The organism is Pseudomonas sp. ANT_J28, from assembly GCF_008370005.1.
Classification (GTDB): Bacteria; Pseudomonadota; Gammaproteobacteria; order Pseudomonadales; family Pseudomonadaceae; genus Aquipseudomonas; species Aquipseudomonas frigoris.
Genome location: NZ_VOBM01000042.1, coordinates 1 through 22,427, shown reverse-complemented (window position 1 = coordinate 22,427; position 22,427 = coordinate 1). Strand labels below are relative to the sequence as shown.

At 57.8% G+C, this 22,427-nt stretch carries 17 protein-coding genes and 3 pseudogenes; 13 read left to right on the top strand and 7 right to left on the bottom strand.

The window, feature by feature from the left end; genetic code table 11:
- Both FQ187_RS24135 and FQ187_RS24130 read right to left on the bottom strand, forming a co-directional pair.
- Complete coding sequence (locus FQ187_RS24135) at positions 1 to 1,974, bottom strand: MacB family efflux pump subunit (protein ID WP_149631395.1); 1,974 nt, start codon at positions 1,972 to 1,974, stop codon at positions 1 to 3.
- Positions 1,975 to 3,147, bottom strand: coding sequence for an efflux RND transporter periplasmic adaptor subunit (locus tag FQ187_RS24130; protein WP_149631394.1), 1,173 nt, complete (start codon positions 3,145 to 3,147; stop codon positions 1,975 to 1,977). It lies immediately after the preceding gene.
- Between the two features lie 320 nt (positions 3,148 to 3,467).
- Here FQ187_RS24130 and FQ187_RS24125 point away from each other — a divergent pair, with 320 nt between their 5' ends.
- The 6 genes from FQ187_RS24125 to FQ187_RS24100 all read left to right on the top strand — a co-directional run bounded on the left by FQ187_RS24125 (position 3,468) and on the right by FQ187_RS24100 (position 13,188).
- Positions 3,468 to 3,950: a sigma-70 family RNA polymerase sigma factor gene (locus tag FQ187_RS24125; protein WP_149631393.1), complete on the top strand. Its 483-nt coding sequence runs from the start codon at positions 3,468 to 3,470 to the stop codon at positions 3,948 to 3,950.
- 146 nt (positions 3,951 to 4,096) lie between these two features.
- Positions 4,097 to 5,434 (top strand): lysine N(6)-hydroxylase/L-ornithine N(5)-oxygenase family protein, encoded by a 1,338-nt coding sequence (locus FQ187_RS24120; protein WP_149631392.1) that lies wholly within the window; start codon positions 4,097 to 4,099, stop codon positions 5,432 to 5,434.
- A gap of 497 nt (positions 5,435 to 5,931) precedes the next feature.
- Complete coding sequence (mgtA, locus tag FQ187_RS24115) at positions 5,932 to 8,634, top strand: magnesium-translocating P-type ATPase (protein ID WP_149631391.1); 2,703 nt, start codon at positions 5,932 to 5,934, stop codon at positions 8,632 to 8,634.
- A gap of 172 nt (positions 8,635 to 8,806) precedes the next feature.
- Positions 8,807 to 9,220 (top strand): response regulator, encoded by a 414-nt coding sequence (locus tag FQ187_RS24110; protein ID WP_149631390.1) that lies wholly within the window; start codon positions 8,807 to 8,809, stop codon positions 9,218 to 9,220.
- Between the two features lie 110 nt (positions 9,221 to 9,330).
- A complete protein-coding gene (locus FQ187_RS24105; protein ID WP_149631389.1) occupies positions 9,331 to 9,957 on the top strand; it encodes a response regulator transcription factor in 627 nt (208 codons plus the stop codon).
- Positions 9,958 to 9,969: 12 nt separating this feature from the next.
- The gene (locus FQ187_RS24100; protein WP_149631388.1) at positions 9,970 to 13,188 is read left to right on the top strand and encodes a transporter substrate-binding domain-containing protein; all 3,219 of its coding nucleotides are present in this window, start codon (positions 9,970 to 9,972) and stop codon (positions 13,186 to 13,188) included.
- A gap of 3 nt (positions 13,189 to 13,191) precedes the next feature.
- Here FQ187_RS24100 and dkgB read toward each other — a convergent pair whose 3' ends face one another.
- Together dkgB and FQ187_RS24090 are read right to left on the bottom strand one after the other, a co-directional pair.
- Positions 13,192 to 13,995: a 2,5-didehydrogluconate reductase DkgB gene (gene dkgB / locus FQ187_RS24095; RefSeq protein WP_149631387.1), complete on the bottom strand. Its 804-nt coding sequence runs from the start codon at positions 13,993 to 13,995 to the stop codon at positions 13,192 to 13,194.
- A gap of 142 nt (positions 13,996 to 14,137) precedes the next feature.
- Positions 14,138 to 15,046 carry a LysR substrate-binding domain-containing protein gene (locus tag FQ187_RS24090; protein WP_129437126.1) on the bottom strand — a complete coding sequence of 303 codons (909 nt, stop codon included), beginning with the start codon at positions 15,044 to 15,046 and terminating at the stop codon, positions 14,138 to 14,140.
- Positions 15,047 to 15,150: 104 nt separating this feature from the next.
- On the opposite strand from FQ187_RS24090, the gene FQ187_RS24085 reads away from it, so the two are divergent.
- The 4 genes from FQ187_RS24085 to FQ187_RS24070 all read left to right on the top strand — a co-directional run bounded on the left by FQ187_RS24085 (position 15,151) and on the right by FQ187_RS24070 (position 18,947).
- On the top strand, positions 15,151 to 16,017 hold the full coding sequence (locus FQ187_RS24085; RefSeq protein ID WP_149631386.1) for a pirin family protein: 867 nt from the start codon (positions 15,151 to 15,153) through the stop codon (positions 16,015 to 16,017).
- Positions 16,018 to 16,145: 128 nt separating this feature from the next.
- A complete protein-coding gene (gene ycaC / locus FQ187_RS24080; RefSeq protein WP_149631385.1) occupies positions 16,146 to 16,772 on the top strand; it encodes an isochorismate family cysteine hydrolase YcaC in 627 nt (208 codons plus the stop codon).
- A gap of 144 nt (positions 16,773 to 16,916) precedes the next feature.
- Positions 16,917 to 18,359 (top strand): mechanosensitive ion channel family protein, encoded by a 1,443-nt coding sequence (locus FQ187_RS24075; RefSeq protein WP_149631384.1) that lies wholly within the window; start codon positions 16,917 to 16,919, stop codon positions 18,357 to 18,359.
- A 147-nt stretch (positions 18,360 to 18,506) separates the two neighbouring features.
- Complete coding sequence (locus tag FQ187_RS24070) at positions 18,507 to 18,947, top strand: carboxymuconolactone decarboxylase family protein (protein WP_149631383.1); 441 nt, start codon at positions 18,507 to 18,509, stop codon at positions 18,945 to 18,947.
- A gap of 10 nt (positions 18,948 to 18,957) precedes the next feature.
- Here the strand turns inward: FQ187_RS24070 and FQ187_RS24065 are convergent.
- Positions 18,958 to 19,419, bottom strand: a pseudogene (locus FQ187_RS24065) (EmrB/QacA family drug resistance transporter); the annotation flags it as partial.
- A gap of 153 nt (positions 19,420 to 19,572) precedes the next feature.
- Here FQ187_RS24065 and FQ187_RS24060 point away from each other — a divergent pair.
- Positions 19,573 to 19,674 (top strand): annotated as a pseudogene (locus tag FQ187_RS24060) (7-cyano-7-deazaguanine synthase); the annotation flags it as partial.
- Here FQ187_RS24060 and FQ187_RS24055 read toward each other — a convergent pair.
- Both FQ187_RS24055 and FQ187_RS24050 read right to left on the bottom strand, forming a co-directional pair.
- The gene (locus FQ187_RS24055) at positions 19,673 to 20,542 is read right to left on the bottom strand and encodes a queuosine precursor transporter (RefSeq protein WP_149631382.1); all 870 of its coding nucleotides are present in this window, start codon (positions 20,540 to 20,542) and stop codon (positions 19,673 to 19,675) included. The pseudogene FQ187_RS24060 and the gene FQ187_RS24055 sit on opposite strands and share 2 nt — an antisense overlap.
- A pseudogene (locus FQ187_RS24050) lies at positions 20,535 to 21,130 on the bottom strand (transcriptional regulator). Before FQ187_RS24050 ends, FQ187_RS24055 begins: the two are co-directional and overlap by 8 nt.
- Before the next feature lie 461 nt (positions 21,131 to 21,591).
- Here FQ187_RS24050 and FQ187_RS24045 point away from each other — a divergent pair.
- Together FQ187_RS24045 and FQ187_RS24040 are read left to right on the top strand one after the other, a co-directional pair.
- On the top strand, positions 21,592 to 21,978 hold the full coding sequence (locus tag FQ187_RS24045) for a DUF6124 family protein (RefSeq protein ID WP_149631381.1): 387 nt from the start codon (positions 21,592 to 21,594) through the stop codon (positions 21,976 to 21,978).
- A gap of 33 nt (positions 21,979 to 22,011) precedes the next feature.
- Positions 22,012 to 22,278, top strand: a complete 267-nt coding sequence (locus tag FQ187_RS24040; protein WP_149631380.1) for a hypothetical protein — start codon at positions 22,012 to 22,014, stop codon at positions 22,276 to 22,278.
- Positions 22,279 to 22,427 lie beyond the last annotated feature (149 nt).

Genomic DNA, 22,427 nt, shown 5'->3' with positions numbered 1-22,427 from the left:
TCATTCACTGGTAAGGGCCGTGACCGGGTCGAGTCGGGCAGCTTTGCGGGCCGGCATGAAGCCGAAGACAACACCGGTGACCAGAGCGCAGCCGAAGGCGCCGAGCACCGCTATCAAGGAGAACGCGACGGCGACTTCGCTGAGGATCAGCACGCCGCCGACGATCAGCGCCAGGGCGATCCCGGCGAGCCCGCCGACCACCGAGAGCATCACTGCTTCCGTCAGGAACTGCCGGAGGATGTCGCGCTGGCGGGCGCCGGTGGCCATGCGGATGCCGATCTCGCGGGTTCGCTCGCGCACGGTCATCAGCATGATGTTCATCACACCGATCCCGCCCACCAGCAACGAAATCGCGGCAATCGAGCCGAGCATCAGCGACAGCGTATTTTGCGTGCGCGCTTCGGCCTGGATCATTGCCGCGTTGTTGGTCAGTTCGAAATCTTTCTTGCCGTTGTGCAGGCGCAGCATCAATTGCTCGATGGCTTTTTCGGTCTCCTTGACCTTGCGCGCATCGGCGGCGGCGATGGCTACGTATTCGGGATTGTGGGTGCCGAACAACCGCACACTCGCAGCGGAGTAGGGGATGGCAATGCGGTCGTCGCTGTCGGAGTCGCCCGAGCTGGCGCCTTTTTCCGCGAGCACCCCGACCACCTGGAACGGCACGTTCTCGATCAGGATGTATTGGCCAATCGGGTTGGCGACGTCCTTGAGCAACTTGGTTCGCACCTTGTGGCCAATCACCGCGACCGCCGCCGCATTGCGTTCATCGTCCTGGGTGAAGTAGCTGCCTTGCACCACCGGCCAGTTGAAGATCGCCGGGAAATTGGTGTCGTTGCCGCCGACGTAACTCAAGTGGTCGAGGTTGCCGAAACGCACCCCGGCCTCCTGGCCATTGACCGGCATGATCCGTGTCACTTGCGGCAGGCTTCCCACCGCAGCGACGTCATCCAGGGTGACGATACCCAGCGGCGTTCGCGGGTTTGGTGAGGAGCCACCGAGGTAAATGATGTTGGAGCCGAACGCGCCCATTTGCGCCATTACCTGGCGCTTGCTGCCTTCGCCGACGGCCAGCATCACCACCACCGACGCGACGCCGATGATGATGCCGAGCAGCGTCAGCGCGGTGCGAAAGCGGTTGATCCACATCACCCGCCACGCGGCTTGCACCGCGTCGATCAGTTCGCCTTTCCAGGCCCCGGTGGCTTCGGCGCCTTCAGTCAGGCGCTTGCGCAGATCCACCGCTTGCAGCGCACCAGGGTTGGCTGAAGTTTGTGCCTCAGGGTTGTCGCGGGCGCTGTCGCTGATGATCAGCCCGTCGCGAATTTCGATGATGCGTTTGGCCCGGGCCGCCACTTCGCGGTCGTGGGTGATGAGGATCACCACGTGGCCCTGGCTCGCCAGTTCGTCGAGCAGGGTCATGACCTCGGCGCCGCTATGGCTGTCGAGGGCACCGGTGGGTTCGTCGGCGAGGATGATGTGGCCGCCGTTCATCAAGGCACGGGCGATGGACACCCGTTGTTGCTGGCCGCCGGAGAGCTGGTGCGGACGATTGCCGGTGCGCGAGGCCAGGCCGAGGCGGTCGAGCAGGGCGGCGGCGCGGGCGTGGCGTTCGGCGGCCGGAGTGCCTGCGTAGATGGCCGGCATCTCGACGTTTTCCTGGGCCGAACCGGACGGGATCAGGTGATAACCCTGGAACACAAAGCCAAAGGCTTCGCGGCGCAGCCAGGCCAGTTCGTCGCTGTCGAGTGCGGCGACGTTTTCCCCGGCGAAACGGTATTCGCCCGACGTGGGGCGGTCGAGGCAGCCGAGAATGTTCATCAGCGTCGACTTGCCGGAGCCGGAGGCACCGACGATCGCCACGAATTCCCCGGCATGGATCGACAGGTCGATGCCGCGCAGCACGCGAACTTCCGGTGAATCGCCGCCGCCGTAGGCTTTGCGGATGTCCTGCAGGTCAATCAGGGGCGTCAGCATTCAGCCGTCACTCCCGTCGGCCGGGCCGATCAACAGGTGATCGCCTTCCTGCAAACCGTCGAGGATTTGCACCCGCAGGCGATCGCTGATGCCGGTGCGTACGTCGCGTTGCTCGATGCGGCCGTTTTTGGCGATGACTTGTGCGGTCTGATTGTCTGTTCCAGTGCCGGCTTGCAGGGCGGCGATGGGCGCGGTGAGGACGTTTTTCGCCTGCTCGGCGACGAAGAAGACTTGCGTGGTCATTTCCGCCATCAGCGCGTTATCGGCGTTATCGACGTCGAGCAGTACGGTGTACAGCACCACGCGAGCGCTGCCGCTTTTACTCGAACTGGCGGGGCTGCCGCCGCCCTGGCTGGTCTGGTCCAGCGGCTTGGGCGGCACCGGCAGAATCTGCCGCACGGTGCTGTTCCAGCGACGGTTGCCACCGCTGAGGGTGGTGAACCAGGCCGTCATCCCGGGTTTGACGTGACCGATGTCGGCTTCTGAAACCTCGGCCCAGACGGTCATCGGCGACAACTTGGCGATGCGCAGAATCAGTGGCGTCTGTTGCTGGGCGTTGAGGGTCTGGCCGACCCGGGCGTCGAGTGCAACGACGGTTCCGCTCATTGGCGCATAGATTCGCGTGTAACCGAGTTCCGCCTGATCACTGCGCAGGCTGGCCTGGGCCTGGCGGATCTGCGCCTGGAACATGTCGATACGAGCCTGGGTGGCGCGCAGTTCGGCCTCGGCGGTCTGCACATCTTCTTCGCGAGTTGCGCCACCGGCCTTGAGGTTTTGCTGGCGCTGGAATTTCTGCCGGGCGAGGTCGTGCTGCGCCCGTTGTTCCTGCAGCTGGGCCTTGAGGTTTTCGATGGAGAAACGCCCGGCGTCGAGTTTGGCCTGTTGCGTGGACGGATCGATTTCCACCAGCAACTGGCCTTCCTTCACCACATCGCCGACTTCCACGTGGAGCTTGTGGATCTGCCCGGACGCCTGGGCACCGACATCGACATAACGTCGAGGTTGCAGAGTGCCCAAGGCCGTGACGCTGCTCTCGATGTCGGTACGGGTGACCTGCACGGTGGCGAATTGGTCGCGGCCGGGCGGGATGATCTGCCAGGCGGCCACGGCGATAACGGGGATCAGACAAAGTGCTACAAGCAGGGCGCGTCGGGTCTGTCGGGGACGTTTCATGCAGGGTTCCGGCCAATGAATATCGGCCCGTCGCTCAGCCTGCGCACAAAATCGGGCAACAGCAGAGCGCTGTCGGAGGGCCGACAGAGACGGGGAGCTGTCCTGTAAACGATGACGGTGCCGGGGAATTTAGGCGCGGACACATCGCGTAACACGTGTAGCGCAAGACTATTTATGGGGCAAGGTGAAGCAATACTTTAAATCTATATGAGAATTACTATAAATTACGCGACTCGAACTGCCACTATCGTGCCACTGCCTATTTCGGCGGTCGCCGGTCTGGCTCAAGGATAGAAACCGCACCCCTGCGGCCGGGAGTCATGTTGGAAAACTACTATCGCGAGCTGGTGTGTTTTTTGAACGCCAAGCTGGGCAACCGTCAGGTGGCCGAAGATGTGGTGCATGACGCTTATCTGCGGGTTCTGGAGCGGTCCAGCGACACGCCGATTGAGCAGCCTCGGGCATTCCTGTATCGCACCGCACTCAATCTGGTGATCGACGACCATCGGCGCAATGCCCTGCGTCAGGTCGAATCCCTGGAAGTGCTCGACAACGAAGAGCACTACTTCACCCCATCCCCTCATCACAGCCTCGATCACGGTCAACGCCTGGAGATGCTCCAGCGTGCATTGGCGGAATTGCCGCGGTTGTGCCGCGAGAGTTTCCTGCTGCGCAAGATCGACGGCCTGTCACACCCGGAGATTGCTGAACACCTCGGTATTTCTCGCGCGCTGGTGGAGAAGCACATCGTCAATGCAATGAAGCATTGCCGGGTGCGGATGCTGCAATGGGATGCCCATTGATCCGACCCGATCAATCAAGCTGCATTAAATTTTTTTTCATTGTCCTCGTTCCCTTCAACAGACGATCTGCTGTCCTGCTCAAGGCCGGTCAGGTCACTTAGGCTTACTCCCCGCTGCTTCGGGGGTTCATCCAGAGGACACTGGAAATGACACAGGCAATTGCATCGCCCATCGTTCACGACCTGATCGGCGTCGGTTTCGGCCCTTCGAACCTGGCGCTGGCCATCGCTCTGCAAGAACGCGGGCCGAGTCAGGGCGAGCTGGATGTTCTGTTTCTCGACAAGCAGGCCGACTACCGCTGGCACGGCAACACCCTGGTGACCCAGAGTGAGTTGCAGATCTCCTTCCTCAAGGACCTGGTGACCCTGCGCAACCCGACCAGCCCGTACTCGTTCGTCAACTACCTCAAGCACCATGGTCGCCTGGTGGACTTCATCAACCTGGGCACCTTTTATCCGTGCCGAATGGAGTACAACGATTACCTGCGCTGGGTCGCCGGGCAATTTGCCGAGCAGAGTCGCTACGGCGAAGAAGTGCTGACCATCGAGCCGGTGCTGCACAACCAGCAGGTCGAAGCGTTGCGGGTGATCTCGCGTGATACCCAAGGTCAGCAGCACGTTCGCACCGCCCGTTCAGTGGTGGTCAGTGCCGGCGGTACACCGCGCATTCCCGAAGCGTTCAAGGCGCTCAAGGGTGACAACCGCGTCTTCCACCACTCTCAGTACCTGGCGCAGATGGCCAAGCAGCCGTGCGTGAACAACCAGCCGATGAGCATCGCGATCATTGGCGGCGGGCAGAGCGCGGCGGAAGCGTTCATCGATCTGAACGACAGCTTCCCGTCCGTGCAGGTGGACATGATCCTGCGTGGCTCAGCCCTGAAACCGGCGGACGACAGCCCGTTCGTCAACGAAGTGTTCTCGCCGGAGTTCACCGATCTGGTGTTCCAGCAGGCGAGCAGCGAGCGCGAACGTCTGGTCAACGAGTACCACAACACCAATTATTCGGTGGTGGACATCGACCTGATCGAACGCATCTACGGCATCTTCTATCGCCAGAAAGTCTCGGGCATTGCGCGCCACGCGTTCCGTACCCTGACCACCATTGAAAAGGCCACCGCCACCGAGCGCGGTATCGAGTTGGCCGTGCGCAACAACGCCACGGGTGAAGTCACCGTCCGTCATTACGACGCCGTGGTGCTGGCCACCGGTTACGAGCGCCAGATGCACCGCAAACTGCTGGCGCCGCTGGAACAATACCTGGGTGACTTCGAGGTAGACCGTAATTACAAACTGATCACTGACGAGCGCTGCAAGGCCGGCATCTATATGCAGGGCTTCTGCCAGGCCAGCCACGGCTTGAGCGATACCTTGTTGTCGATCTTGCCGATTCGGGCGGATGAGATTGCAGGGTCGCTGTATGACCATGGCAAGGCACGGGGGCATGGCCGTTCGGTGATGGACCTGCTGTTGGCGACTGCCAGCTAAGATTCTTTGCGCCTGATAGTCAGTCTTCGCGAGCAAGCCCGCTCCCACATTTTGACCTGTGTTCGCAGATCGAGTGCGGGCTTGCTCGCGAAGAGGCCCTGAAGAACAGCACAAATTCAGAATCCTGAACCCTTCCTGAAGAGCCCCGCGATTCCCCCTCCACACGCCTTTGCTTCGTTTACTCTGCAGAAATCGGGGCGTAAGCTTCGCGCGTTTTCAATCAATAGCGGAGACCCACAGTGGGTACTTGTTCGAGTGACAGTAGTCGGCCGGTTTCGATAACCGGCACCTTCCCGGCAAGATAACGCGCCACATTTTTGTGCCGTTGTCTCGCCGAAAAGCGAGCAGCGGCATCCCGATCGCGGCCAGTCATGGTCCGTGTCCCGACTTCCCTCTCATCGACGCTGAACCGTGCGTGATGTTCGACTGTGTGTCGTCATCGCGGTGCATCGACACGCCTGCTCGACGGTTTCCCGGCTGACCCTGGGGGAACTGCCATGAACCTGACCCTGCTTAAAGAATTCTTCGCCGGATTCCTGCGCACCCGCCACATCGCCCGACACTTCCGTCGACTGGCGCTGCTGGAAAACTTCACCGACACCACGGTCAGTCGCGAGGTGCCGCCCACCCTGGCGCAAACCCTGGTGAGCGCTGCCAATAGTGACACCGGCCAACTGCTGAACAACCTCGGCAGCCACACCGATGGCCTAAGCGAACTCGAAGCCGATGCACTGCGCGTGCAATACGGCCTCAACGAAGTCGAGCACGAACAGCCGCTGCCGTGGTGGACACACTTGTGGCACTGCTACAAAAACCCGTTCAACCTGCTGCTGACCTTGCTCGCGGTCATCTCCTGGCTGACCGAAGACATGAAAGCCGCCATCGTGATTTTCTCCATGGTGGTGCTCTCGACCTTGCTGCGCTTCTGGCAGGAAACCAAATCCAACCAGGCCGCCGACGCGCTCAAGGCGATGGTCAGCAACACCGCTACGGTGTTGCGTCGGGATGCGCAACGTACCGAGCTGCCGATCAAGCAATTGGTGCCGGGCGACCTGATCGTGCTCTCGGCCGGCGACATGATCCCCGCCGATTGCCGGGTGCTTGGCGCCAAGGATTTGTTCGTCAGCCAGGCCGCGATGACCGGCGAATCGATGCCGGTGGAAAAATTCCGCCGTCAGCAGGACAGTGACACCCGCAACCCGCTGGACCTCGACAACATTTTGTTCATGGGCACCAACGTGGTGTCCGGCACGGCCATGGCGGTGATTCTCACCACCGGCAACAACACCTATTTCGGCGCCTTGGCCCAGCGAGTTGGCGCTACCGATCGCGCGCCCACTTCATTCCAGACGGGCGTCAACAAAGTCAGCTGGCTGCTCATCCGGTTCATGTTCGTCATGGCGCCGCTGGTGTTGTTCATCAACGGCTTCACCAAAGGCGACTGGACCCAGGCGCTGCTGTTCGCGTTGTCGATTGCCGTGGGCCTGACCCCGGAAATGCTGCCGATGATCGTCACCTCGACCCTGGCCAAGGGCGCGGTGTTCCTGTCGCGTAAAAAAGTCATCGTCAAACGCCTCGACGCGATCCAGAACTTCGGCGCCATGGACGTGCTGTGCACCGACAAGACCGGCACCCTGACTCAGGACAAGATCTTCCTGGTGCGTAACGTCGATGTCTGGGGCAACGATTCCGATGACGTATTGGAAATGGCCTACCTCAACAGCTACTACCAGACCGGCCTGAAAAACCTGCTGGACGTGGCGGTGCTCGAACACGTGGAAATCCACCGTGAACTGAAAGTCGGCACAGCGTTTCGCAAGGTCGACGAGATCCCGTTCGACTTTACGCGCCGGCGGATGTCGGTGGTGGTCGCCGAGCGCGATCATTCGCACCTGCTGATCTGCAAGGGCGCGGTGGAAGAAGTGCTGGCGGTCTGCACGCGGGTGCGTCATGGCGTTGTTGATGAAGCGTTGAACGATGAATTGTTGGCGCGGATTCGTCAGGTCGCTGCCGCGTTCAATGCCGAAGGCTTGCGCGTGGTGGCGGTTGCAGCGCGGCCGATGATTGAAGGGCGTGACACCTACAGCCTGGCGGATGAACAGGCGCTGACGCTGATCGGTTACGTGGCTTTTCTCGATCCACCCAAGGAAAGCACCGCACCGGCCCTCAAAGCCCTGGCCGCTCACGGCGTGGCCGTGAAAGTGCTGACCGGTGACAACGAACTGGTGACCGCGAAGATTTGCCGCGAAGTCGGCCTGGAGCAACAAGGCCTGCTGATGGGCAACGACATCGAGCGCATGAGCGACGCCGAACTGGTGATAGCGGTGGAGACCACCAACGTCTTCGCCAAACTCACGCCGTCGCACAAGGAGCGCATCGTGCGTTTGCTCAAGGGCAACGGTCATGTGGTCGGTTTCATGGGTGACGGCATCAACGACGCGCCAGCCCTGCGCACCGCCGACATCGGCATTTCGGTGGACAGCGCGGTGGACATTGCCAAGGAAGCGGCGGACATCATCCTGCTGGAGAAAAGCCTGATGGTGCTGGAGGAGGGCGTGCTGGAAGGGCGCCGGACCTTCGCCAACATGCTCAAGTACATCAAAATGACCGCCAGCTCGAACTTCGGCAACGTGTTCTCGGTGTTGGTGGCCAGTGCATTCATCCCGTTCCTGCCGATGCTGCCGATGCACCTGCTGGTGCAGAACCTGCTCTATGACATTTCGCAGATCGCCATCCCGTTCGACAACGTCGATGAAGAAATGCTGAAAACACCACAACGCTGGCAGCCGGCGGACGTCGGGCGGTTCATGCTGTTTTTCGGACCGGTCAGCTCGATCTTCGACATCACCACGTTTGCCTTGATGTGGTACGTCTTCGACGCCAATACCCCGGACCATCAAACCCTGTTCCAGTCCGGCTGGTTCGTGGTCGGGCTGCTGACCCAAACCCTGATCGTGCACATGATCCGCACATCGAAAATCCCGTTCCTGCAAAGCCGCGCAGCGATGCCGTTGATGGTGATGACTGGAATCATCATGGCCGTCGGCATTTTCCTGCCGATGGGACCACTGGCGCACTACTTCAAATTACAGGCGCTGCCGTCGCTGTACTTCGTGTTCCTGCCGGTGATTCTGCTGGCGTATATGGGCCTGACGCAGGCGGTGAAGGGGTTCTATATCCGCCGGTTTGGCTGGCAGTAATGCTGCCAAATTCAGGAGCAAGGCTGAAGAACGACGGAATAGCCGTTCTTTCGATTTTCCTTCTGCCACCGGAGGAAGCGTCCTGGTTTTTAGGAAAAGTCCTACAGAAAGCTCGACGGGTCTTCCGTAGCCTTGCGCCCTCACGAATCCGATACCCTCCTGGGGGCCCACGTTGTCGAACAAAGCCTTACGTATCCTGATCGCCGACGAGTTGCATTTTCACCGCATGAAGGTCGAGCGACTGTTCAATCAACTCGACTACTACCGGATAGCACCGGTGCACAGCCTTGAAGAGCTGTTAACCCTGGTCGAATACGGTTGTGAGCCATTTGATCTGGTGGTCGTCAATGCCTCGCTGGCGGGCGGGGCGTTGAACCTGTTCGATTTTTTCCTTGATACCCAACAGGTTCATCACGCCTTGATCTATGACGGCCAGCAGGCGCAACTGCCGCCCATTCCTGCCTGCGTTCGACAGACGGTTGAGGTGAGCCACGCAATGCTGCCTGATCTGGCGTCTATTCAGCGGCTGATGGCGATCATCGACCCTCGTCTACCGTTTGTCGGTACTGTCATTTCTGTCAGGTAGCTGCGCCCGGTTTTCCATGCAAAAGTCTTTGCGCAGCCGGTACGTTCAACCGGGCCGGGCTTATGGGCATTGATTGCTCAATCGTCGTTTTTGTTGCACAGGGAGATGCCATGAAGTCAGTGCTGATTGTGGACGATCATCCGGTGGTTCGCGCCGCAGTCAAAATCGTACTGGTGCAGGAGGGTTTCCAGCAGATATACGAAGCGGCGAATGGTAATGAGGTCTTGCCGAAGATCCGCGAACACAAGCCTGAGCTGGTGGTACTGGACCTTGTGATGCCCTCGCTCGACGGGCTGGATGTACTGGCACGGATCAAGACCAGTGGGGTGCCCTGCCGAGTGCTGGTCTTCACGTCCCAGGAACCCATGTTTTATCAGGATCGTTGCATGCACGCCGGCGCCGCAGGCTATGTCGCCAAGTCCAATGACTTGCAGCACTTGCACAGAGCCGTGCACGCCGTGATGGCCGGTTACACCTATTTCGCCCAGCTACCCACGGCGTCGGTGTCGCTGAACTCGAGACAACTGAGTGAAAAACAGATGATCGATAAACTCTCCGACCGGGAACTGACGATCTTTCAGCATCTGGCCCGGGGCATCAGTAACAAGGCGATCGCTGAAATCATGCACTTGAGTCACAAGACCGTCAGCACCTACAAAACCCGTCTGGTTGGAAAACTCAACGTGGAATCGGCGGTGTACCTGAGGGATTTTGCCAAGCGTAATCACCTGATCTGAGTGAGCCCGATCATGCGCGATTGTTTGTGGGCCCTGTTGCTGTTCTGTGGACTGGTAGCACCGGTGACAGCGACCGATGAACCAAAGCTTTTGCATGTGCTGGGGCGTTCCGCGGTGGAGGGTTATCAGGTCCAGCTGGATGAAAAAGACTGGCAGTGGTTGCGTAGCAAACGAGTCTTGCGCCTCGGGGTGTCGGGGCCGGACTACCCGCCGTTCGAGATCACGCGTAACGTTGATGAGCTGGAAGGCATCACCGCAGACTATGCAGCACTGTTGGGGCAACTGCTGCACGTAAAAATCGACGTGCTTCGTTATCGCACGCGCGAGGCGGCCATGGATGCGCTCAAACGCGATGATCTGGACCTGCTCGGTACGTCCAACAACTTCGAGGCGGCTGACCCCGAGCTGACCCGATCCAGCGCCTATGCCGAAGATCAGCCGATGCTGGTTACCCGCGTGGACGACTGGATGCCCGTCGACCTCGCTGGCAAACGCATCGCCATGGTCGATGACTATCTGCAGGCGCAGACTGTCGAAGCCTTCTATCCCGATGCGAGCTTGCAACGCTACCCCTCGGCACTCGACGCGATCGGGGCGGTGGCGTTCGGGCAGGATGATGTGTACCTCGGGGACTTCATCAGCGCCAATTACCTCATCAATAACAACTACCTCAGTAACGTACGCCTGGTGGGGCCTTCCGGCCTGGACGCCAATCCGTTCGGCTTTGCCTTCAGCCGGGGCAACCCACGTCTGAAGAGCATTGTCGATAAGGCTCTGGCGGCGATTTCCATGGATCAGCGCACGGCCATCGAGCAGCGCTGGAGTGCCGGAAGAGCCAACATGGCGGGTCAGGAACGAGTACGTTTGAGCGCCAGTGAGCAACGTTGGTTGGATCAACATCCGACGGTGGAAGTGGGTGCCGTCGAGAGCTTTGCACCGCTGACTTTTTACGATGCACAGGGACAACTCAGTGGGTTGACCGCGCAATTGCTGACGCTGATCAGCCAGCGCAGCGGCTTGACCTTCAAGGTGCAGCGGGGTAACTCCCTCGATCAGCAGATCCAGGAACTCAAGGACGGCAAGATCGACGTGTTACCTGTGGTCACGCCCGGTATCGAACGCGAAGTCGAACTGCGTTTCACTCGGGCCTACTTGAACAATCCGTTTGTACTGGTCAGTGCGACCACCCCGGGAAGCCCCAGGACCCTGGATGATATGGCCGGTAAACGCCTGGCGATTTATCGCGGTCATCCGTTGCTCGGGTTCATCCGCGATCGAGCGCCAAATGTACGTCTGGTCGAAGTGCATAGTCCGGCGCAGGGTATGGAATGGGTGATCAAGGGCCAGGCCGACGGGGCAGTCAGCTCATTGATCGTGGCTCGGTATCTGATCACCCGGCAATACCGCGAGCGTCTGCGGATCAGCAGCACCGTGGGCGATGAGCCGGCGCGTATCGCTCTGGCCACCCACCGAGGTGCGCTGGAGTTGCACTCGATTCTGAACAAGGCACTGCTGAGCATTTCGCCCCAGGAGATGGATGAGCTGATAGCCCGCTGGAGCAATGATGTGGTGGTCGATGACAGCTACTGGCTGCGTCATCGCCAAGGCATTCTCCAGGCGTTTGCCGTTGCGGGTGCCTTACTGTTGCTCGCACTGGCCTGGATTGCCTGGCAGCGTCGGCAGATCACTCAACGCCAACAACTGCTAGGGCAATTGCAGGATGCCAAGAACGCCGCCGACGAGGCCAACCGCGCCAAAACCACCTTTCTGGCGACCATGAGTCATGAAATCCGCACACCGATGAATGCCCTGATCGGCATGCTCGAACTGGCGCAGAAGCGAGCGGAAGAGGGCTTCACTGATCGCTCCGCCATCGAAGTGGCATCCAATGCCGCGCAGCAATTGCTGGCGTTGATCGGCGATATTCTGGACATCGCCCGCATCGAGTCCGGGCATTTGTCGCTGACCCCTGAGCGGGCCAATCTACGCACGCTGGTGGAGTCGGTGTGCCGGGTTTTCGAAGGCCTGGCACGGCAGAAGAACTTGCAGTGGCGGGTCGAATTGGCCGAACACAGCGATCGTGACGTGTTAGTCGACCCCACGCGCTTCAAGCAGGTGCTGTCCAATCTGCTGAGCAACTCGATCAAGTTTACCCGTGAAGGTGAGGTGAGCCTGACACTGCGGGTAGAGCCCGGTGTGTCGGGGCATCTGGCAGTCAGTGTGCGTATTGAGGACAGCGGCATCGGTGTCAGTGTGGTCGATCAGCAACGACTGTTCAGCCCGTTCGTGCAGGCCGGTAACAGCCAGCAGTCAGGCCACAATGGCTCCGGTCTGGGACTGGTGATCAGCCGCACGCTGTGCGAAATGATGGGCGGCCGATTGCAGTTCGACAGCGTCCTCGGACTGGGTACGCAGGTCGATATCAGTTTTGATCTGATTGCGTTGAAACCGTTGACCTGCGGCGAGTGGGCGGATAGCGGATTGCAGGTGGCCACTCGGCTGCTGACGATTCTGGTGGTCGACGATTACCCGGCCAATCGATTGTTGCTCTCACGGCAGCTGAGCTACCTGGGGCATCAGGTGCTGGAGGTTGAAGATGGCGAGCGTGGTCTTGTGAAGTGGCGCGAGCATGAGCTGGATTTGGTCATCACCGATTGCAACATGCCGGTGGTCAATGGTTATGAATTGGCGGGTGCGATACGCGATGAAGAGCGCGCCAAAGGTTTGCCACCCACGCTGATTCTTGGGTTTAGCGCCAATGCGCAGCCGGAGGAAAAGACCCGTTGCCTTGAAGCGGGCATGGACGACTGTCTGTTCAAACCGATCCGGCTGGCAGATTTGAGTGCCTGGCTGGCGTCCCGATTTGTGAATGAGCCACCAGCGCCGGTTGAAGAGCAAGCAACGTTCGAGATCGACTTGACCGGCCTGGAGCTCTACGTCGCTGAAGACCGGACACTGATCAATCAGTTGTTGCGCGAACTGGCCGAGACCAATCGCTACGATCGTGATGATCTGCTGGCAGCGCACGTCAGTGGCAATCGTCCCCGGCTGCAAGACCTGGCGCACCGCATCAAGGGTGGAGCGCGCATGGTCCGTGCAGAACGTTTGATCGAGTGCTGCGAACATCTGGAACGTGCCTGCGCCGAAGGGCGCGCGACGTTGATCGACGAGGCCGTCGATCAATTGCAGCACGCCATGGCACGCCTGGATCAGAGCCTCAACAGAGACTGACGCTTAGTCCCAGTGGGGCGCGATGCCTTTGGGGCTGGTCAGTCGATGGCCACGATCCAGACCCGCGATCAGCGCCATGTCGGCGTCGCTCAAGGTCAGTGTGCGAGCGTGCAGGTTACTTTGCAGGTTGGCGCGTTTGGTCGACGAGGGGATCACTGCGTAACCCAGTTGCATGGCCCAGGCCAGCGTGACGTGTGCCGGCGTCGCCTGCAGGCGCTCGGCGATCTGCAGGATCACCGGGTCTTTCAGCACTTCGCCGTAAGCGAGGGTCATGTACGAGGTGATCTGGATGCCCTGGCTCTGTGCGAATTCGACGACCTTGCGGTTTTGCAGGTAGGGATGCAATTCGATCTGGTTGGTCGCTATGTGTTCGGCACCGACCGCGGCGATCGCCTGTTTCATCAGGTCGACGGTGAAGTTGGACACCCCGATCTGCCGGGTCAGGCCCAGTTGTTTGGCTTCGAGCAGGGCGCCCATGAATTCCTCGACCGGCACCTGATCTTCCGGAGACGGCCAATGGATCAGGGTCAGGTCCAGGTAATCGGTTTGCAGCTTTTGCAGGCTTTCCTTGAGGCTGTCGATCAGGCGATCCCTGGCGAAGTTGGCGACCCAGATTTTGCTGGTGATGAACAACTCGTCAAGGGCAATGCCGCTGGCGGCAATGGCCTCACCGACCTCGGCTTCGTTCTCGTAGATTTGCGCGGTATCGATGACTCGATAGCCGAGTTCCAGGCCAGTGCTCACCGAATCGATGACCACCTGGCCTTGCAAGCGAAAAGTACCAAGACCGAATGCGGGAATAGACATCAATGACTCCAGGGGTTGCAGTGGGAATGGACACGAGTATCCGCGCCCGTACCCATGAGAAAAACCGCTGGATCGACAAAGCAATGTTGACCGCAAGTCATGAATCTCTTTGCCCGCTGCCGCGAAAAGCTTGCCGCTGCTCCTAGGCAATATCGCTGTGGCTGAATTCCTCGCCCAGAAAATCGATCAATGCGCGCACCGACGGCAGCAGCCCGCGGCGTGACGGGAAGATCGCATGCACGATCCCGCATTTGGGTGCCCAGCCCGGCACCAGTTCCACCAATCGGCCCGCCGCAATGTCATCGCGCACCACCACGCTGGGCAGGTGAGCGATGCCAATCCCGGCCACCACGGCGTGACGCAATGCCAACAGGTCATCGGTGACCATTCGTGGCGCATGCCGAATCACCGCGCTGGCGCCGTCCGCCCCAAACAATTCCCACTGATATTCACGCTGCGCCGCGCCCCAATGCAGGCTCGGCAACCCGCTGAGGTCAGCCGGGGAGGCCGGTGAAGACAGGCGCGACACAAAGGCCGGGCTGCCCACCAGGCACTGGGTGCTGTTGCCCAGCACCTTCATCACCATGTCGGTATTTTCCAGCGGCGGAAAGCGCACCCGCAGGGCGATGTCGAACCCCTCGTGGATCAAGTCGACCCGGCGGTTGGTGCTCTCGATGAACAACTCCACCAGCGGGTACTTGAGCATGTAGCGGGTCAGCATCGGCCCGACCCAGGAGTTGAGCAGCGCGGTCGGGCAACTGATGCGCACCAGACCCTGGGGTTCGGAGCGGTTGCGTTCGATCAGTTCGGCAGCGCTTTCCGCTTCCACGCGCATCGCCAGGCAACGCTGGTAATAGGCCTGGCCGATTTCCGTCAGTGAACAATGCCGGCTGGTGCGGTGCAGCAGGCGTACGCCGAGGCGCTCCTCGAGCTCGGCAATGCGTCGGCTCAGCTTCGACTTGGGCATGTCCAGCGCCCGGCCGGCCGGGGCGAAACCGTGGTGTTCCACCACTTGGGTGAAGTAGTAGAGGGTGTTGAGGTCTTCCACCATCGTTCTCCGTATAGAACGCTAAGGCTGATTTTTGCAGTCTAGTGCATCAAAGGGTTCAGTTTTAAGCTTTGGCCATCGCGTCACACACCAGATTCGGAGGCGGAATGAAAAACATCATCGGTATCTACACCAGCCCACGGACCCATTGGGTCGGCGACGGTTTTCCGGTTCGCACGCTGTTTTCCTACGACAACCTGGGCAAACACATCAGCCCGTTTTTGCTGCTCGATCACGCCGGTCCCGCTGAATTCACCCCGACCACCGAGCGTCGTGGCGTTGGTCAGCACCCGCACCGTGGTTTCGAGACGGTGACCATCGTCTACAAAGGCGAGGTGGAACACCGCGACTCTACCGGCAGCGGCGGCAAGATCGGCCCTGGCGACGTGCAATGGATGACCGCAGCCTCGGGGATCCTCCACGAAGAATTTCACTCCGAAGGTTTCGCCAAAACCGGCGGTACCCTGGAAATGGTTCAGCTGTGGGTCAACCTGCCGGCCAAGGACAAGATGGCCGACGCCGGTTACCAGACGATTCTCGATGGCGACATCCCGAGCATCCCGCTCAAAGACCAGGCCGGCAGCCTGCGCTTGATCGCCGGTGAGTTCGACGGTCACACCGGCCCGGCGCGCACGTTTACTCCGATTGACGTCTGGGACCTGCGCCTCAACGGCGGCAAGTTGCTGACCCTGGACCTGCACGAAGGTCGTAACACGGCACTGGTCGTGTTGCGTGGCACGGTTCAGATCAATGATCAGGAGCTGGTGCGCGAAGGGCAGTTGGCGTTGTTCGAACGCAATGGCCAGCAGCTCAGCCTGGAAGCCAATAACGATGCCGTCGTGTTGCTGCTCAGTGGCGAACCGATCGACGAACCCATCGTTGGCCATGGCCCGTTCGTGATGAACAGCGAGCAGGAAATCCACCAGGCCTTCGCTGACTTCCAGTCAGGCCGGTTCGGTCGGATAAGCGGTTGAACTCATTGTTGTAACGCTGTGGCGTGCCGGGCGTGGGCAACTACCTTTGCTTGGCCGCGTTTTAACGAACTATCAGGTTTCTCTCACGCCGGCCCGTTCGGCATCGATAAAAAGCGAGGATTACTCCCATGACTACCTCTTACAAACGTCTCGACAAGGATAACGCCGCCGTTCTGTTGGTCGATCACCAGGCGGGTCTGCTTTCTCTGGTGCGTGACATCGAGCCGGACCGTTTCAAGAACAACGTGCTGGCCCTGGCTGACCTGGCTAAGTACTTCAAGTTGCCGACCATCCTCACTACCAGTTTCGAAACCGGCCCCAACGGCCCGCTGGTGCCCGAGCTCAAAGCGCTGTTCCCGGACGCGCCGTACATCGCCCGTCCTGGCCAGATCAATGCCTGGGACAACGAAGACTTCGTCAAGGCGATCAAAGCCACCGGCAAGAAACAACTGATCATCGCCGGCGTGGTAACCGAAGTATGCGTGGCGTTTCCGGCGCTGTCGGCACTGGCTGAAGGCTTCGAGGTGTTCGTGGTGACAGACGCTTCCGGCACCTTCAATGAACTGACCCGTCAATCGGCCTGGGACCGCATGTCGTCCTCCGGCGCACAGTTGATGACCTGGTTCGGCCTGGCCTGTGAGCTGCATCGCGACTGGCGCAACGACGTGGAAGGCTTGGGCACCTTGTTCTCCAACCACATCCCGGACTACCGCAACCTGTTTACCAGCTACAACGCCCTGACCAATAGCAAGTAACCCCCGACCCACATCGCACAGATTGTAGGAGCTGCCGAAGGCTGCGATCTTTTGATCTTTCTAGATCGCCAAAAGATCGCAGGCTTCGCCAGCTCCTACAATCTGTGCGATGTTTGCGTCATTGGTTCTTGCTGGAGTTGCTTGATGCTGTCACTGCTTACCGATCACCCGTTGCTCTGCGCGATGGTTTTGATCCTTATCGATCTTGGGCTGTGGCGCCTGCTCAGTGCCAATGGCAGTCAATGGAAACTGGTCGTGCGGCTGGTGATTTTTTCGTTGTTCAGTGTCCTGCTGTTCAACGAAGGCATGAACCCCATGGAAACGGCGCCCTGGGTCGACAACGTCCCGCTGCACCTGGCGGCCACCGGATTGCAGATCGGCTGGTGGCTGTTCGGTGCACGCACCCTGACGGTGCTGATCGGCGCGGTGATGATGCAACGGGTCGGGCACACCGGGCGCTTGCTCCAGGATCTGCTCGGCGCTGTGATTTTCCTGATTGCGATCATCGCGGCACTGGCGTACGTACTCGATCTGCCGGTCAAGGGTGTGTTGGCGACGTCCGGTGCGTTGGCAATCATCGTCGGCCTGGCCTTGCAGAGTACCCTCAGCGACGTGTTCTCCGGGATCGTCCTCAACACCACCAAACCCTATCAACTGGATGACTGGATCTCCATCGACGGCACCGAAGGTAGGGTTATCGACATCGACTGGCGCGCCACGCGCCTGCAAACGGCCCAGGGCAGCATGGCGGTGATCCCCAACTCCCTGGCGGCCAAGGCCAAGATCATCAACTTCAGCCGGCCCAGTGACATTTTCGGCGTATCCATCAGCCTGCAATTGAGCCCGCACGCTCGTCCGCAAACGGTGATCGACGCGCTGGAACGGGCGATGCAAGGATGCCGCTATTTGTTGATCAAACCGGCGCCGTGCGTCGCGTTGAAAGGCTCCAGCGCCACCGGCGTGGAATACGAAATCAGTGGTTTCGTGGTCTCCATGGACCAGAAACGCATGGTCCGTAATCTGCTGTTCGACCTGGCATTCCGGCACTTGCAGGCCAGCGGTGTCAGCCTGTTGTCGAACGTCGAACCCAATGCACCTGCGAACCTGTCACGGCCACGGGCATTGCTGGACGCGTCGAACATTTTCTCGACCCTGCGTCAGGAAGAGAAAGAAACCTTCAGCCAGAACATGACCCTGCAAAACTTCCGCGCCGGTGAAATGATCCTGCCGGCGGGGGAGGTCAGCGATCATTTGTTCATCATCGAATCCGGCGTCGTGTCGGTGGAGCTGAGCCGCGACGGGGTCAAGTTCGAAACCGGGCGCATGGGCCCGGGAGAGGTGATCGGCGAGGGTGGGATTTTGTCGGATACGGCGATGCCGGCGGACTTTAGTGCCAAGACGTTCTGCAGCTTGTACCGGATCGAGAGGGAATACCTCAAACCGTGCCTGGAGGCGCGGCATGACATCAGCGAAGCGATGAAGACGTTGCTGGATTTCCGCTTGAATATGGCCCAGAGGTTGACTCAAGAAGCGCCTAAGGTTGTGCAGAAGAAGGGATTTCTGCATTGGCTGCGCAATCGAGCGTAGGGGCTTGAAGGTCATGGGCGCGGGTGCAATCGAGTGAGCCGTCGGCGGGCGTCCCATTGGCATCCTCAACTTCCCAATAATTGGCTATTTGCTGCAAGTCACTGCGCGATTAACGTAGCTCCACACCCCTTTAGACTGGAACTCACCATGAAACCTCGCATCGATTTCTACACCGCGTCCCCTGATGCACTCAAAGCCATGATCGCGCTGGAAACCGCTGTGTCGAAGCTGCCTCTGGAAAAGACGCTGATCGAACTGGTCAAGCTGCGCACCTCGCAAATCAACGGCTGCGCGTTCTGCCTGGATATGCACAGCGCCGATGCCCGCAAGGGTGGTGAGGCCGAGCGTCGCCTGTACACGCTGTCGGCCTGGCGTGAAACGCCGTTCTTCACCCCGCGTGAACGTGCGGCGCTGGCCTGGACCGAATCCCTCACGCTGCTGAGCCAGACCCACGCTCCGGACGAAGATTACGAACTGGCTACTTCCGAGTTCAGCCCCAAGGAAATGGTCGACTTGACCGTGGCCATTACCACCATCAATGCCTGGAACCGCCTGGCGGTAGGCTTCCGCAAAATGCCTCAGGAATAACACTCAAAACTCAATGAGCATCCGCACTCGGCGCGGCCGGTGGTTGCACCTTGCGCATCAAGGGCACCATCGCCGTGGCGATAATGAAGCAGACCATGATCATCAGGAACGCATCGCCGTAGGTTTGCGTCTGCGCTTCGCGGTAGGTCAGCAGCCAGAGCTGATGCAGGCTGGCGGTGACGCCCGCGTCACCGCTTTGACCAAGGGCGGCGAAGTTGTTGCCGACCTGGGACAGCCATTGGTTGAGTGCTTCATTGGTGCTGTTGAGGTTTTCCGCCAACCGGGTGAAGTGCCGGTTGGTACGGTCATTGAGAATGGTCGCGCACGCGGCGATGCCGATGGCACCCCCAAGGTTTCGCATCAAGTTGAACAATCCCGACGCATGTTTAAGCCGCGCTGGCGCCAGTCCGCCGAGGGTCAGGGTGACCGCGGGCGGCACCGCCAGTTGCTGGGCAATCCCGCGCAGCGCTTGGGTTGGAAAATCCCTCGGGAATCCAGCATGGAAATGACACAAACGGAAATCGGAGACGGTTATTTCGGAAACCTCCCACACCCAGAGTTTGAGCTTCCGGGTAGGGTCAACGGCCCCGGCACCCTGCCGAGACACCCCAAGGAAGAACGAACCATGACCAGAAAGGCCGTTATCGTTTTCAGCGGCGGACAAGACTCGACCACCTGCTTGATCCATGAATTGCCGATGTACGATGAAATTCATTGCATTACGTTTACCGGCTTGGCATACATTTCTGAAATAGTGATCTTGCTCCATATGCTGGAAAAATATTAAAAACAGCAAAAAACATTTTTATCGCTATCTGGATGTAAATGATATTAAGTATTTCGTTATTGAGCATGGATCCGTAAAAAGCAATATAGCAAAAAATAAAGCTGTCTATTATCACCGCAAAGAAAGTGCTGAAAAACACTCGCAAAAATAGAAATCTGGAGTTGGTAAGTTCTTTTATTCTGCAAAGCAGATACGAGTTTACGTATTCGGATATTAGGAATGAGACAGAGGACGCTACTAAAATAGACGACACATGGCCAATGACTTCGTTATAGGAAGCGTCATGTTTCCAGCCAGGCAGCCCCGGAAAGTAGGTCGATGCACCAAGTAATACCATAATAAATATGTTGCATGAAAATACAAAAAGAATAGCTTTTTTAGCAAGTCTGAGGCCGTAAAATTCATTTAACAGATCCACTATTAAAAACGTCAGCGGATAAAGAAAAACTCCCGGCGTGACAACAATGTCAAATTGCTCCAAGTAAACGGGTTTCGCTGCACCGATATTTGCAAAAATGTAAAGCGTGAAAAGTAGGAGGTTTAGTAGAACGTACATGGTCCACGACTTTTCATGGCGGTCGGTCATTTCGTAGGCTGTCAACGCAGTCCCGCGCGAATAAAATTTTCTATATATGTCTTTTATTTCCGCTTTGTTTAAATTGTCTAGTATGTCGCTTTTTATGAGCTTGCCTAGATTTACCTTGATAATTTTCCCTGTGGAAATAATCATAATTACTGCGAGTTCTTTGCTGTTTTCAAATCCTAATAGCTTGTACTTGCTATTTTCGATTGGGCTATTATTAGCCATTAAACCTTTCCTCTATAACTTCTCCCACGGTGCAAACGGCATCGGAATCAAGAAAGCTTTCATTGGTTATAAATAATTTTTTTGTTGTTTTGTCGTACATCAGCTTTTCTCTATCGTTATTTGAATCCCCTTTTTTATTATCAACAAGTCGCCAGGTTCATTGGCGCCACTGATTTCGTTTTCCAAAAGCACACCGATTAAATTGCACGCTATACCAAAATAGTATGTCAGTGGGTGAAGTGTGGCTAGCTCGCCAATTCTTTTGTCTAGACTTTGAATTAGCAAGCTCTCTTTGATTATAGGTACTGCCGATGGGTTCATGTTTCCTTGCATGGAAACACTATTTTCTATAATTTCTTTTTCCTGAAAGTCTACGCTCTCTATTTCTTTATACGAGACGCCAAAAAAATCAGAATTCTTGCGAATTGTGGACTGTTGAACATTTACAACCTTTCCCTCCAATATGTTGTATATCGTAGTTCTGGTTAAGCCAATGGAATTGCATAAAGATAGCTGCGTCTCTCCTCGACTTTTTATTAAATATTTGATGTTGTTTTTTAAGTTTTCTGTTTTTTCTTTTCTGTGCATTGAAGAATTACCATTTATTTGTAGCTGCAAAAAAAGCTCCCGATCTAAACGAAACAGTCATGGTGATACTATTTGGGGGAGCCCTGCGTCCTTCATGCATGAATTATGTACAAAATAATGTCGGGCGCACGGTGGGTAAACGTTAGATAATGTTTCGCGGCGAGGCGTGCCGGCAAAATAGAGAAATTTCTTACAGAAATGAGGAAGCGGGGTGAGTTTATGTGTGGCACAGTTTTTAGCGATCAATAGCCTCTATTTTTTGTAGCTGCCGTGTTGCGTAGGGATGCGCGAATATTAACCACTTATAATCATTTTTCTGCACAGATGTTAACTTGTTTGATTAACAAAGTTAAATTTATTATTAATGTATTTACCTCTCTAATAACACGCGTACAGTAAGCATCCTTGTCCCGGCTGGCAGTATGGGACTTGCATTTTTTAACTTTGCAAGGAGCTCTGTTATGAAAAAATCCGTCACCAAATCCGCAGAATCACCAAACGATTCCCCCAACGACACCGTCGCTTCATCCAGTCCCGCCAAAGTCGCCGAACAACTCGTCAGCGTGCCCCTGCGCACTCACACACGTCCCGCATCTGCCAACTGTTTCTTCGCCGTCGTTCCGGATGTCGACACGGAAGCCCTGCTCTGTCACGCCTCTGAAACCCTCGCTTCGCTCAGTGTCATGGCCACCGATCTCGCCCGTGAACTGGAAGGCCCGCGTCGCCATGTCATTGTGGGTATTCAGCAACTGTCGGCGCTGGGCGAATTGCTGGTCAATCGAGCGCTGGACAACCTGGAACCGCCCCGGGGATTGTCTGAAGGTCGCCCAACTGCCAACGCTGAATAATCGTGTGCCTTTACCCAATGGAGGTTTTTCATCATGGATCGATACATGCCTATCACTGGCATCGACTGCAACGTCCCGTCATTGCTGATCGACACTGAAGCACCGCTGGACGTGTTGCATAAAACCGCGGCCTACCGCATTCGTACCGCAACGCAGCTGCTGGAGAACATTGCGTTTGGCGAAGGTGTCCACAGTGAGCTGGCGCGGGTGTTGGTGACTTCACTGCGCGATGGCTGTGATTTGATGGATGTCGTCGGCCGACGATTGCAGGGGCAGGTTTCAGCGCAGGAAAACAGGTAGTGCCCATCAGTTAAGCCGTAAAACGATCTGTAATTGGATGGACTCGCCCAAGCCGAGGCGTCAATGCGCCACGGTGGCAGTCTAAACAGCCAACGACAGCGAGGGCGAGTCCATGAAAAATCATAGTTCGATTGATCAATCCCTGTCTT